The sequence below is a fragment of the Mesorhizobium sp. WSM4823 genome, assembly GCF_055811195.1.
In genome coordinates this window covers 491,714-505,614 of record NZ_JBVVQL010000004.1, presented here as the reverse complement: position 1 = coordinate 505,614, position 13,901 = coordinate 491,714, and the positions used below count along the sequence as shown (strand labels likewise).

Annotated in this window: 10 protein-coding genes; 4 read left to right on the top strand and 6 right to left on the bottom strand. The window is 64.1% G+C overall.

Going from position 1 to position 13,901, the window contains the following annotated elements:
• Window positions 1-125: 125 nt before the first annotated feature.
• The 3 genes from AC0L26_RS14425 to AC0L26_RS14415 all read right to left on the bottom strand — a co-directional run bounded on the left by AC0L26_RS14425 (window position 126) and on the right by AC0L26_RS14415 (window position 4,552).
• Window positions 126-2,498: an aldehyde dehydrogenase family protein gene (locus AC0L26_RS14425; RefSeq protein ID WP_473633115.1), complete on the bottom strand. Its 2,373-nt coding sequence runs from the start codon at window positions 2,496-2,498 to the stop codon at window positions 126-128.
• Window positions 2,499-2,512: 14 nt separating this feature from the next.
• Complete coding sequence (gene deoC, locus AC0L26_RS14420; protein ID WP_473633114.1) at window positions 2,513-3,562, bottom strand: deoxyribose-phosphate aldolase; 1,050 nt, start codon at window positions 3,560-3,562, stop codon at window positions 2,513-2,515.
• A 162-nt stretch (window positions 3,563-3,724) separates the two neighbouring features.
• Entirely contained in the window at window positions 3,725-4,552 is an 828-nt protein-coding gene (locus AC0L26_RS14415; protein WP_473633113.1) for a ferredoxin--NADP reductase, read from the bottom strand.
• A 220-nt stretch (window positions 4,553-4,772) separates the two neighbouring features.
• Between AC0L26_RS14415 and AC0L26_RS14410 the strand changes: the two genes are divergently transcribed.
• From AC0L26_RS14410 to AC0L26_RS14395, 4 genes are all read left to right on the top strand, one after another.
• Window positions 4,773-6,857 (top strand): hydantoinase/oxoprolinase family protein, encoded by a 2,085-nt coding sequence (locus tag AC0L26_RS14410; protein WP_473633112.1) that lies wholly within the window; start codon window positions 4,773-4,775, stop codon window positions 6,855-6,857.
• A gap of 1 nt (window position 6,858) precedes the next feature.
• Window positions 6,859-8,601 carry a hydantoinase B/oxoprolinase family protein gene (locus tag AC0L26_RS14405; protein ID WP_473633111.1) on the top strand — a complete coding sequence of 581 codons (1,743 nt, stop codon included), beginning with the start codon at window positions 6,859-6,861 and terminating at the stop codon, window positions 8,599-8,601.
• Window positions 8,602-8,689: 88 nt separating this feature from the next.
• Entirely contained in the window at window positions 8,690-9,466 is a 777-nt protein-coding gene (locus tag AC0L26_RS14400; RefSeq protein WP_473633110.1) for an ABC transporter substrate-binding protein, read from the top strand.
• Window positions 9,467-9,532: 66 nt separating this feature from the next.
• Entirely contained in the window at window positions 9,533-10,648 is a 1,116-nt protein-coding gene (locus AC0L26_RS14395) for an aminomethyl transferase family protein (protein WP_473633109.1), read from the top strand.
• Window positions 10,649-10,909: 261 nt separating this feature from the next.
• On the opposite strand, the gene AC0L26_RS14390 is transcribed toward AC0L26_RS14395, so the two are convergent.
• The 3 genes from AC0L26_RS14390 to AC0L26_RS14380 form a co-directional block, all read right to left on the bottom strand.
• Entirely contained in the window at window positions 10,910-11,566 is a 657-nt protein-coding gene (locus tag AC0L26_RS14390) for a methionine ABC transporter permease (protein WP_473633108.1), read from the bottom strand.
• Window positions 11,547-12,635 (bottom strand): methionine ABC transporter ATP-binding protein, encoded by a 1,089-nt coding sequence (locus AC0L26_RS14385; protein ID WP_473633107.1) that lies wholly within the window; start codon window positions 12,633-12,635, stop codon window positions 11,547-11,549. The genes AC0L26_RS14390 and AC0L26_RS14385 overlap by 20 nt, the downstream gene beginning before the upstream one ends.
• A gap of 97 nt (window positions 12,636-12,732) precedes the next feature.
• Window positions 12,733-13,587, bottom strand: coding sequence for a MetQ/NlpA family lipoprotein (locus AC0L26_RS14380; protein WP_473633106.1), 855 nt, complete (start codon window positions 13,585-13,587; stop codon window positions 12,733-12,735).
• Between the last annotated feature and the right edge of the window lie 314 nt (window positions 13,588-13,901).

Sequence of the window (13,901 nt, the reverse complement as noted above, 5' to 3'; positions counted from 1 at the left end):
TAGGCACTACCATGCCGCCTGTATCGCCGTTCGCTTAGGGGCAAATGTTTTTTCTCGGTAAAGAACATCATTTCTGCCGTCAAGCCCGAACGCGTCTCGTCCGACACCGCGCCAAAGGCGACCGTTCAATCGCCGTAGGGCACCCAGACGTTCTTGACCTCCACGGCGCGGCGCAGGAAGGCATCGCCGGCGGCCTCGACCGACGCCCAGTCGAGGCTGCGGCCGTTGCCGGTCCAGACGCGCTTGAGATTGCCGATCGAGTCAGCTTCGGCCTTGGCGCAGGTCTCGGCATCGGCGAACACCCAGAGCCCGTCGACGTCGTCATGCTTTGCCAGCACGCCGGTGAGTTCGGCGCTGCGGCCGGTGACGATGTTGATGGCGCCAGCCGGAACGTCGGAATATTCGATGACCTGATAGAGATCGGTGGCGAGCAGGGGGTACCGTTCCGAAGCCACCGCGACCACGGTGTTGCCCATGGCGAGAGCCGGCGCCACCAGCGAGATCAGGCCGAGCAGGGGCGCATTGTCGGATGCCACGATGCCGACGACGCCGACGGGCTCGTGCAGCGCCAGCGTGACTGCGCGGGCCGGCGGCTGATGCACGCGTCCCTCGAATTTGTCGGCTAGGCCGGCATAGAGAAACAGCCGCTCGATCGACAGCTCGACCTCTTCGCGCGCGGCCTTGGCGGTGGCGCCGGTCAGCTCAGTGATGCGCGCGGCAAACCCGTCGGAACGGCCTGACAGATTTTCGGCCAGATAATAAAGCACCTGGCTGCGGTTGTAGGCGGTCGCCTCCGGCCAGCCCTTGCAGGCGCGTGCAGCCGAGACGGCGTCGCGGATATCCTTGCGGCTGCCGAGACCGACCTCACCGGCAAGCTTGCCCTTGGCGGTGGCCACAGCGATCGAATAATTGCCGTCCGGCCTGACCTGCTTGCCGCCAATGAACAGCTTTGCCGTGCGGTCAATGCCATCGCTTTCGACCTGCTCGATCAGCTGGGCCGATGACGTTGCCGCCTTGATGACGGGGCCGAGCGGCAGTTTTGCCGAGAGATATTCGAACATGCCCTCGCGCCCGCCTTCGCGGCCAAAACCGCTTTCGCGGTAGCCACCAAAGCCGCAGGCGGCATCGAACATGTTGGTGCCGTTGATCCAGACCACGCCGGCCTTCAATTGCGGTGCGACGTGCAGCGCAAGATTGACGTTCTCGCTCCACACCGAGGCTGCCAGCCCGTAGCGCGTGTTGTTGGCAAGCTCGACCGCTTCCTCAGTGTTGCGGAAACTCATGGTCGCCAGCACCGGCCCGAACACCTCTTCCTGCGCCAGGATGTTAGCCGGCGAAACGCCTGTCGCCAGTGTCGGCAGGTGATAATAGCCGGAGGACGGCAGCGCCACGTCAGGTTGCCAGCAGACGGCGCCCTGCTTGGCGCCTTCGGCGACCAGACCCTTGACCCGATCGAGCTGGGTCGAGTCGACCAATGGCCCGATATCGGTGTTCTTGTCGAGTGGACTACCGACGCGCAACCGGCTCATCCGCGTCTTGACCTTGGCGATGAAGGCGTCGGCGATGCCTTCCTGCACCAAAAGGCGCGAGCCGGCACAGCAGACCTGGCCCTGGTTGAACCAGATGCCGTCGACCAGTCCTTCGACGGCGCTGTCGAGATCGGCATCCTCGAACACGACGAAGGCCGACTTGCCGCCAAGTTCCAGCGATAGTTTCTTGCCCGACCCGACAGTGGCCTTGCGGATGATCTTGCCGACCTCGGACGAACCGGTGAAGGCGATCTTCTGGATGCCGGGATGGTTGACGATTGCCGCGCCGGCCTCCGGCCCGCCCTGGACGATGTTGACGACGCCCTTCGGCACGCCCGATCGTTCACAGATCTCGGCGAACAGGATGGCGGTGAGCGGCGTGAACTCCGCCGGCTTAAGCACCACAGTACAGCCGGCGGCGAGCGCCGGCGCGATCTTCCATGCCAGCATCAAAAGCGGGAAGTTCCACGGGATGATCTGGCCGACGACGCCGACGCCCTTTTGGCCGGGGAAATCCCTGTCCAGCGCCTGCGCCCAGCCGGCATGGTGGATGAAATGGCGGATGGCCAGCGGCACGTCGATGTCGCGGCTTTCGCGGATCGGCTTGCCGTTGTCGATTGTCTCAAGCACCGCGAACAGGCGCTGGTGGCGCTGCATGGCACGGCCGATGGCGTAGAGCACTTTGGCTCGGCTATAGCCTGATCTGGCGCTCCATTTCGGCAGCGCTTTGGCCGCGGCCGAAACCGCTGCGTCGATATCGGCGGCACTCGCATCCGAGACCTTGGCCAGCAATTTTCCCGAAGACGGGTCGCTGGTGTCGAAAGTCTTGCCGCCTGCTGCTGCCTTCCAGTCGCCGCCGATGAACAGGGCTTTGGAGAAGTCGCGCGCGGCAAGCCAGGCATCGGCCTCGTTGCGGGCTTCCGGCGCCGGACCGTAGTCCATGGCGTGATAGCGTTCGAGAATATTCATGGAGCGCTCCGAAATCACGCCATCGCGTGGCGATGATTGGCCGAATAGTGGCCGGTCAGATGGTGCTCGAGCTGGCGCTCTATGTCGGTCAACAGGCTCGACGCGCCGAAGCGGAACAGTTCCGGCTCCAGCCATGGCCGGCCAAGCTCTTCCTTCATCAGCACCAGCCAGTCGAGCGAAGCCTTGGCGGTGGAAATGCCGCCGGCCGGCTTGAAACCGATGAGATAGCCGGTTTCCTCGAAATAGGCGCGGATGGCGCGTACCATGGCAAGGCCGACGGGCAATGTCGCGTTGACGCTTTCCTTGCCGGTCGAGGTCTTGATGAAGTCCGCGCCCGCCATCATCGCCACCATCGAGGCGAGCATGACGTTGCGCAGCGTGGCGAGGTCACCGGTGCCGAGGATGACCTTCAGATGCGCCTCGCCGCAGGCAGCGCGCATTGAGACGATCTCGTTATAGAGTTCCTGCCATTTCGCCGCGAAGACCAGCCCGCGCGGAATGACGACGTCGATCTCGTCGGCGCCGTCGCTCACCGAGGCTTCGATCTCCTGCAGGCGCGTCGAAAGCGGGGTGAGGCCGTGCGGAAACGCGGTGGATACGGCGGCGACATGGATGCCGGTGCCGCGCAGCGCCTCGACGGCGGTGGCGATGAAGGGGTGATAGACGCAGACCGCCGCCGGGCGGATCTTTTCACCAGCAATGCCGAGGCCTTCGACGATATCGCGGCGGAACGGATTGACCGCCTTGGCGCAGAGCCGGCGCACGCGCTCTTCGGTGTCGTTCGAGTTCAGCGTGGTCAGATCCATGCAGGCGACGGCGCGCAGCAGCCAGGCGGCCTGGTTATCGGCCTTGATCGAGCGTCGTTTGGTCAGACTGGCGACGCGCCGTTCCAGCGCCGAGCGGTTGACGCTGCGCATCGATTCCATGAAGCCGAGATCAAGCTTCATGCCGGGATTGCGGGCAATGCCGTGTGCTTGCGACGCCGGCGCGTTGGCGGCGGTGCGCGCCGGCAGCGGCGTGATCTTGGAAGGTCCGAGATCGGCTTCGCGGATTGTGCTGCTCATCTCCTGCCCTTTCACTCTATGACTTGTGCCGAAGATAGACCGTGAAGCAGCGCTTCACGAGTCCTTCAGGCGGTCATAGCGGAAAAAGGCTGCGAAAGCAGCTGATTTTGACCGCATGGTCAAAATCATGTTTGAATGCAGCGAACGCTGATTGTGGGCGCCTCAGCCGACGAAGGCGCGCTCGACGACGAAACTCGACGGATGGCTCAGCGAGCCTTCGTGGAAGCCGAGGCTTTCGGCCAGTTCCTTGACGTCCTTGAGCATATGCATCGAGCCGCAGATCATGATGCGGTCGGTCTCCGGGTCGAGCTTGTCGATGCCGAGATCGGTATAGAATTTGCCCGAGCCGATCAGCGCGGTGATGCGGCCCATGCGCTCGGAAGTTTCGCGCGTCGTCGAATTGTAGAGGGTGACGCGTCCACCGGTCAGCTCGCCGATCAGCGGATCGTTCTCCAGCGCCGCGACCAGCTCCTGGCCGTAGGTGAGTTCGGCGATGTCGCGGCAGGTGTGGGTCAGGATCACCTGCTCGAACTTCTCATAGGTATCGGGATCGCGCAGCAGGCTGGCGAAGGGCGCGATGCCGGTGCCGGTCGAGATCATGAACAGACGCTTGGCCGGGGTCAGCGCGTCGACCACCAGCGTGCCGGTCGACTTCTGCCGCATGATGACGGTGTCGCCGATCTGGATTTTCTGCAGCTGCGAGGTCAGCGGGCCGTCCGGCACCTTGATCGAGAAGAATTCCAGTTCGTCGTCCCAGGACGGGCTGGCGATCGAATAGGCGCGAAACACTGGCTTCTCGGCATTGGGCAGGCCGATCATGACGAACTCGCCGGAGCGGAAACGCAGCGACTGCGGCCGGGTGATGCGGAACGAGAACAGCCGGTCGGTGTAGTGCTTCACCGAGACCACGGTTTCGGCGTAAACATTGGCCGGTATCGGGAACTGCAACGGCCGGGCGCCAGCGGTGTTGAGCGCGGATGTGGTGTTCATCAAACCTAACCTTCTGGCCCAACCCGAGGTGCTGACGCCAAACCTTCTCCTGCGCGCCCGAACCGATCAGGTTCCGGCGTGCCGTTTGCACACTGCGAAGCGGTAAGCTCTTGTGTCCGGAATTTATTAGTATACAAATGATATTTGCGTCAAGACGCTGGCGTAAAACGCCTTTCCAAACTGAGACATGTAAGCAGTCCTGGCATTTCGGGTTTCGGCAATGAAAGAGAATTTTTCGGCGCAGGCGCAGGATTCCCTGGGCAGCGTCGTCGCCGGCATCGATGTCGGCGGAACCTTTACCGACCTGCTTCTGATCGACGGCCGAGACGGTGGCCGGGTGCATATCGCCAAGACCCCGACCACTATCGACAACCAGGCCTTCGGCGTCGTTTCGGCGCTTGGCGCCACCGGCTTTCCCATCGACGGCATCGACCTCATCGTGCATGGCACGACGACCACCACCAACGCGGTGCTGGAGCGCCGGCTGGCCAAAACCGGCATGATCACCACGCGCGGCTTTCGCGATGTCATCGAGCTTGGCCGGCGGACACGGCCGCAAGCCTATGGCATGACGGGCAGCTTCGTCCCGATTATTCCACGCAATTTGCGGCTCGAAGTATCGGAGCGCGTCGAAGCCTCGGGCGCGGTGCGCATTCCGCTCGACGAAGCCGAGATGCGCGCAGCGGTTTCGCAGTTGATCGCCGCCGGCTGCGAATCCCTCGTCATCCATTTCCTGCATTCCTACGCCAATCCGGGGCATGAGCGGCGCGCCGCCGAGATCGCCGCCGAGCTTTGGCCGAACGGTTACATCACGACGGGGCACGCGCTGCTGTCGGAAGCGCGCGAATTCGAGCGCGGCGTCACCGCCTCGGTCAACGCCTCGGTGCAGCCGATCCTCGAGCGCTATGTCGAGCGGCTGCGCAAGGAACTGGCGGCCAAGGGTTACGCCCGCGACTTCCTGATCATGAACGGCAATGGCGGCATGATCTCGGCGCGTTTCGTCACGCGTGAGTCGGCCAAGACCGTCATGTCCGGTCCCGCGTCCGGCGTCATCGCCGCGGCCTATACGGGAAAACGCGCCGGCTTCGAAAACCTAGTCACCTACGATATGGGCGGCACCTCGACCGACGTCGCGCTGATCCGCAATGCCGAACCGGCGGTGTCGAACGAGATCGAGATCGAATATGCAATGCCGATCCATGTGCCGATGGTGGCGGTGCATACGGTCGGCGCCGGCGGCGGCTCGATCGCCCGCGTCGATGCGGCAGGCCTGATCCAGATCGGCCCGGAAAGTGCCGGCGCCAATCCCGGCCCGATCTGCTACGGGCGCGACGGCGGCGAGCCGACCATCACCGACGCCAATCTGGTGCTGGGCCGGCTGGCGCCGAAAAAGCTGCTGGCGGTCGAAAATCCCGTCACCGTCGAGCACGTTACCGGCATATTCGAGGACCGGATCGGCCGACCTACCGGCCTGTCCGGCGTCGAGGCGGCGGGAGCGGTGCTGCGACTAGGCAACCTGAAGATGGCCGGCGCCATCCGCATGGTCTCGGTGTCGCGCGGCCACGACCCGCGCGATTTCGCGCTGTTCGCCTTCGGCGGCGCCGGGCCGCTGCATGCGACCGCACTGGCGCGCGAGCTCGGCCTGCCCAAAGTGCTGGTGCCGGCGCGGCCCGGCATCACCAATGCGCTCGGCTGCGTCGTCGCCGATCTCAGGCACGATTTCGTAAACACGGTCAACCAGCCGGTAGCGAGGCTCGACGAATCCCAGCTTCACGCTATATTGGAACGGCACCGAAACGAAGGCGAGGAACTGATTGGCAAGGAAGCGGTGAAGCCGGAGACGATCCGCGTCACGCATTCGGCCGACATGCAGTTCGTCGGCCAAACCCACATCATCAACGTGCCGCTGCCGTCGTCCGCGGTGACACGCGACGTGCTGCAGCAACTGTTCGAAAAGGCCTATTTCGCCCGCTTCAAGGTCGAACTGCCGGAAATCCGCGCCAATCTGGTCAACCTCAACACCTCGGTGACCGGCGTGCGACCGGCGATCGATCTGTCCCGGCTGATCGACCCGGCTGGCCGCGCCAAGACGCTCGATGAGGCACGGCGCGAGATCCGGCCAGTATGGTACGCCGGTACGTGGCACGACACGCCGGTCTACGTCAGGGAAGAACTGCCGCTCGGCGCCGTCATCGAAGGGCCGGCGATCCTCGAACAGATGGATGCCACCACCGTGCTGGAACCCGGCGATCGGGCGCGATCGGACGCCGACGGCAACATCATCATCGACATCGGTGAGGCCTGAGATGGAAAAGCTCGACGCCATCACGCTCTCGGTCATCCAGGCGGCGCTGCAGCAGGTCTGCGACGAGATGGACCTGACCTTCTCGCGCGCTGCCTTCTCGCCTGTCATTGCCGAGGCCAACGACCGCTCCGACGGCATCTATTCGGCGGTCGATGGCTCGCTGATCGCGCAGGGCAGCCAGGGCCTGCCGGTGTTCGTCGGCGTCATGCAGTATTCGACCAGGACGGTGATCGAGATGATCGCCGACGGACGCTGCCTGCCGCCCGAGCCGGGCGACATCTACATCGTCAACGACCCCTATCTCGGCGGCACCCATCTGATGGATGTACGCTTCGCCATGCCGGTCTACCGGGACGGAAGGATCTTCTGCTGGCTGTCGAACACCGGCCACTGGCCCGACATCGGCGGCTCGGTGCCAGGCGGCTTTTCCGCCTCGGCGACGGCAGTCGAACAGGAAGGGCTGCGGCTGCCGCCGGTGAAACTGTTCAAGAAGGGCGTTCTCGATCCCGAGATCTACGCCATCATCTGCTCGAACATCCGTGTCGCCGACCAGCGCATCGGCGACATCAGGGCGCAGGCGGCAGCACTGCTGATCGGGCAGGACCGTCTCAACGGAATCCTGGATCGTTACGGTAACGAAACGGCTGTCGAAGCGATCGCTGAGCTGCGCCGTCGCGCCGCCGAACAGATGCGCGCAAACATCGCGGCCATCCCCGATGGCGTCTACCACTCCAAGGCCTTCGTCGATTCCGACGGGGTGGTGAACGAACCACTGACCATCGCGCTTGCTGTGGAGAAACAGGGCGACACGCTCAGTTTCGATTTCTCAGGCTCGTCAAAGCCCTGCGCCGGGCCGATGAACAGCGTGCTGGCGACGACCTTGTCCTCGGTCTATCTCGCCATGCGCCATATTTTCCCCGACGTGCCGATCAGCGCCGGCGCCTTCGAGCCGCTTGATGTCAAGCGGCCGGTAGGCACCTTCCTCGACGCAAAATATCCGCGACCGGTGTCGGGCTGCGCGGCCGAGGTTTCGCAGCGCATCGCCGAGGCGGTGTTCGCGGCGATGGTGCAGGCCCTGCCGGACAAGGTGACGGCGGCTCCCGCCGGCTCAAGCGGCAATTTCGCGCTGGGCGGCAACGATCCGGCGCGCGGCCGCGATTACGTCATGTACCAGATCTCCGGCGGCGGCTATGGCGGCAATGCCGACCATGACGGCTTGACCAATGGCTGCTCGACTATCGGTATCTCCAAGTCGCCGCCGGTCGAGATCATGGAGCAGGCGTTCCCGGTGCTCTACCGGCATTATGCCTTGCGCGAAGGCTCGGGCGGCGCCGGCAAGCATCGCGGCGGCTTTGGCCTCGCCTATGAGGTCGAGATCCTGCGCGGCGATGCCCGCGCCTCCTTCGTCATGGATCATGGCCGCTTCGGCCCGCAAGGCGCACTCGGCGGCAAGGACGGCGCAGTCAACACGGTGACCGTGTTCCGCGACGGCGAGGAACATGTGCCTGCGCATCTCTCCAAGGAGCAGGACATCGCGCTGAAGGCCGGCGACCGTGTGCGCGTCGGCACGCCTGGCGGTGGCGGCTATGGCGATCCCTTGCAGCGCGACCCGGAACTGGTGCTGAGGGATGTCGCCCTGGGCTATTACACGCCCGAGGAAGCCAGCGAGAAATTCGGTGTCGCCCTGTCGGCAGACGGGCGGGCGATCGACCGGCCAGCCACGACAAGGACGCGCGCCGGCTAACGCCGTGATCGCCGCAGCGCATGTCGTTTCCGTCTCCGCGGGGGGTGCAAAACCCCGTAGACTTGCCCCTATCAACGGAGATTGGATCATGCGCCTTTTCGGTCGTTTCGTGCTTGCCGCGTCCGTCGCCATAATTGCCGCCACGGGTGCTGCCTCTGCCCAGGACAAGAAACTCAGGCTCGGCACTGAAGGCGCCTATCCGCCCTTCAACTATGCCAATGCCGACGGCACGCTGGGCGGCTTCGACATCGATCTCGGTACAGCGCTTTGTGCCGAGATGAAGACCGAATGCGAGTTCGTCGTGCAGGATTTCGACGGCTCGATCCCGGCACTGCAGGCCGGCAAGTTCGACGCCATCATCAACATCACCATAACGCCGGAGCGGGCCGAGAAGGTCGATTTCACCCACAAATACTACCAGACGCCGCCGGCCATCGCGGTGCCGAAGGATTCGACCGTCACAGGCACTTCGCCCGAGGATCTGAAAGGCAAGGCGCTGGGCGTGCAAAGCGCTACGATCCACCAGAATTTCGCCGAGCAGAAATACGCGGGCTCGACCATCAAGCCCTATCCGACCGGCGACGACGCCCGCACCGACATGGTCAACGGCCGCCTCGACGCGGTGATGGACGGCTCTATCCTGCTGACCGAATGGCTCAAGAAGCCCGAAGGCGCCTGCTGCAAATTGCTCGGCACCTTGGCTCCCGACCCGGCCATCCATGGCCCGGGCGTCGGCATCGCGCTGCAGAAGGGCAACAAGGAGCTGGCCGACAAACTCGATGCGGCGATCGACGCGCTGCGCGCCAACGGCAAATACAAGGAAATCAACGACAAGTATTTCGCCTTCGACGTCTACGGCAGCTGAGACCGACGACAAACGCCTTCGGCAGCGCTGTCCGGCGCTGCCGTTTTCGTGAAGATGGAGACTTTCTTGGCCGAACGGCGTTCCCCTTTTTATAGCAGCATCATCGGATTGGGTGCGACGATGGGCCGGGTCGGCGGCGATTTCATTTCGGCCAAATATTACTCCGGCATTGCCGACGAGCATCTGAACACCCGCGAAAGTGTCGGTGTCCAGGACCTCAGCACCATGGGCAAGATGGACATCAAGGGGCCGGACGCCGAGGCCCTGGTCAACCACGTCATCGTCAACGATGCCGCTGCCATGCGACCGGGCCAGGTGCGCTATTCGACCATCTGCCGCGAGGACGGCGGCATCATGGACGACCTCACGGTGTTCAGGCTCGGGCCCGAGCATTTCATGCTGGTGACCGGATCGGTCAATCGCCAGAAGATGCTGCCCTGGCTGCTGCATCACGCCGAGGGCCGAAACGCCTATGTCACCGACATCACCGCGGCCATCGCCTTCCCGACGATACAGGGGCCGCGCTCGCGCGAGTTTTTGAAGGTGCTGGTGCAGGACGCCGATCTGGATGGCTTGAAACGCTGGTCGTTCACCACAGCGCGCATCGGCGAGACGAAGCTGCTGATCTCACGCACCGGCGTGACCGGCGAGCTCGGTTTCGAGCTGTTCGTGCCGGCCGACGAGGCGACCTCCGTCTGGGATGCGCTGATGCGGACGGGGGCGGACTTCGGCCTGAAACCCTATGGCGTGCTGGCGATGTTCACGCTTGGTCTGGAAAAAGCCTATCCCGCGCATGGCATCGACATGGATGAAAGCCGCACACCGTTCCATGTCGGGCTCGACCGCTGGATCAAGTTCGACAAGGGCGACTTCGTCGGCCGCGAGGCGCTGCTCAAGGTCCGCGACACAGGCGTCGGCGAGCGCTGGACCGGGCTGATCGTCGAAGGCGGCACGCCGGCCGCTGCGAATGCGCGGGTTCTGGCCGATGGCGAAGACGCCGGCGTCGTCACCTACAGCGACCACGGCTATTCCCTGGGCAAGGTGCTGGCGACCGCGCATCTGCGGCTGCCATTCACGCAGATCGGAACGGAACTCAGCATCGACATCGACGGCACGCCGACACGCGCGGTGGTGTCGACGATGCCGTTCTTCGATCCGGAAGGGGTAAGATTGCGAGCCTAGACGCTTCGACCATTGGCGATTTGCTGAAGCACCCGTCACTTCGTCATCCACGGGCGGAGCAAGGAGCGAAGCGACGCAGCGCAGACCCGAGGATCCATGCCGCGACTCTAACGCGTCACCACCATGCAGAATTCTGCTCCGCTGCGCACGTCACCCCGCGTCACGGCATGGATACCAGGGTCTCCGCGACGCCGCTTCGCGGCTGCTCCGCCCTGGTATGACGAAATTCGGGAGGCCTCCGATCCCATATGTTCAGCCGGCTCACCCCCTGTGATCCAGCCTGGCCACCAGCCGGTCGCCGGCCCACTGGATGCCGCAGACCAGGATGATCAGCACGATGACCACGGCGACCATGACTGACGTCTCGAAGCGCTGGTAGCCGTAGCGGATTGCGAGGTCGCCTAGCCCGCCAGCACCGATGGCACCGGCCATTGCCGAGGCGCCGATCAGCGTCACCAGCGTCACCGTGAAGCCGGCGACGATGCCGGGCAGGGCTTCCGGTACCAGCACCTCGCGGATGATCGTCCAGCGGTTGCCGCCCATGGCGCGCGCCGCTTCGATCAGCCCGTGGTCGACCTCGCGCAGCGACACTTCGGCGATGCGTGCATAGTAGGGCGTGGCCGCGATCGACAGCGGCACGATGGCAGCCCAGGTGCCGATCGAGGTGCCGACGATCAGCCGCGTCACCGGGATCAGCGCCACCAGCAGGATGATGAACGGCACCGAGCGGAAGCCGTTGATGACAGCGCCGAGGATGCGATTCACCCAAAGGCTTTCGGCGATGCCGCCACGGTCGGTGGCAACCAGCGCCAGGCCGAGCGGCAGGCCGAACACCAGCGAAATGAATCCGGACGCGCCGGTCATCAGGATCGTCTCCCAGATCGAACGAAGCAAGAGCTCAAACAGAATTGGCGACATGGCCAAGCACCTCCACCCGCGCCTCGCGAGCCTTCAGACACGCGATCACTTGTTCAAGATGATTTACATCGGCAGCCGGCACGGCCAGGAACAGCGTGCCGACAGGCTGCCGCTGGACATGGTCGATGCCGCCATGAACGAGGCGGAATGAGCCGGGAACCGCTGCGGCAAGGTCGGACAGCAGCGGGCCGCGCGCCGCCTCACCCGCCACGTCGATTTTCAGGATCGCCTCCGTGCCGGCGCCCTGCGTTAGCCGGCTTGCGATCTCCGCAGGCAATTGCGGCCGGATGCCGCTAAGCAGGCTCTGTGTGATCGCCGACTTCGGATCGGCAAAAACCGACCACACCGGTCCTTCCTCGACGATGCGGCCGGCATCGATCACCGCGACGCGGTCGGCGATCGAGCGGATCACCTCCATCTCATGGGTGATCAGCAGAATGGTCAGGCCGAGCTGCCGGTTAATGTCCTTCAAAAGCGCAAGGATCGAGCGGGTCGTCTCCGGGTCCAGCGCCGAGGTGGCTTCGTCCGAGAGCAGCAGCGCGGGACGGGAGGCAAGCGCCCTGGCAATGCCGACGCGCTGCTTCTGGCCGCCCGACAGCGATGCCGGATAGGCTTTGGCCTTCTCCGACAGGCCGACGAGCTCGAGCAGCTCGGTCGCGCGCGCCAGGCGTTCGGCCCTGGGGCGGCCTTCGATCTTGAGCGGCAGCGCCACATTGTCCTCGACGGTCTTGGCCGAAAGCAGGTTGAAATGCTGGAAGATCATGCCGATGCGCCGCCTGAGCGGCTGCAATTCGCGCTCGCCGAGCCGGCTGATCTCGCGGCCTTCGATGAAGACCTGGCCGGAATCCGGCCGCTCCAGACCGTTAAGGCAGCGGATCAGCGTCGACTTGCCGGCGCCGCTGCGGCCGATGATGCCGAGGATTTCGCCCTTGCGCACAGCGAGCGACACGCCGTCGAGCGCCGGCGTCGCGCCGAAGCGGCGCTTCAGCGCGGTGATCTGCACGACATCGTCCGGCCGCTCCGGGGTGCCGACCGGTAGCTCGGCAGTTGCGGGGAAATGCTGGTTCATGGCCTTCCTGTTTCGGCGGTCCGTAAAATAGGATTGCGGCCCGCGCGTTGGGCGCGGACCGCTTTTCATATCCGGGACGCCCCGGATCCATATCTTATCAATAGGCGCTGGTGCCGGTGCCCTTGTAGACCTTGTCGAACTCGGCCTTTACCGCCTCGTTCTGATAGGAAGCCACCAGCGTCTTCACCCAGGGCTCGTTCTCGCTGCCGGCCTTCACCGCGATGAAGTTGCGATACGGATTGTCGGCGATCGGCTCCTGCGCGATGCGGTTTTCGGGGGTCAGGCCGCTTTTCAGCGCCCAATCCGTGTTGACCACCGCCGCGTCGAGGTCTTCCACCGAACGTCCGACGATGCCGGCGTCGAGCTCCTTGATGACCAGTTTCTTCGGGTTGGCGGCGATGTCGGCCGTTGTCGTCAGGATGCCGGTGCCGTCGTTCAGCTTGATCAGGCCTTCGTTCTGCAGGACGCGCAGCGCCCGGCCTTCATTGGACGGGTCGTTCGGCACGCCGATGACGGCGCCCTCGGGCAGGTCGGCGACCGCACTGTGTTTCTTGGAATAAAGGCCGATCGGCCAGACGCCGGTATAGCCGACGGGGACGATGTGATAGCCCTGCGTCTTGATCTGACTGTCGAGATAGGGCTTGTGCTGGAAGGCGTTGGCGTCGATTTCGCCACGCTGCAGCGCCTCGTTGGGCTGGGTGTAGTCGTTGAACACCACGGTCTCGATCGTCAGCCCCTTCTCTGCCGCCTGCGCGGTGACGACGCGCCATACGTCTTCATCCTCGCCGCTGATGATGCCGACCTTGATCGCCTTCTTGTCCTCGGCAAAGGCCGAACTGGGGGCAGCCAAACCGGCAATTGCGACAGCGGAAGCGAAAAGTAATGCAAGACCTGTGCGGCGATTTATAGTTGCCGAAAAGGACGATAGCAAAGTGTTGGTATTCCCGATCATGATGAATCCCGTCCATTGTTTAATCATGCTGGCTAGGCGAAGTGCGAAGCCTTGTTCACAGCATCGGGGATGCTGGCCGTCGGATCAAAGAACCGCGTTTCTCGCCTGATGCGAAGCCGGGAATATTCTCTCAAAGATTCTGCCATTGCGAGCACAGCGGCGCTTACCGCGTGCATCGTCTAGGCGCGGCACGCCATCCGCCGAGCTCGCAGCCATGGAAGCTTGGTTCCTCGCCCCCATGAAATGGGGGAGAGGTGGCTCGGCGAAGCCGAGACGGAGAGGGGGAGCGCCATATGCGATTGCCCTGCCCATCC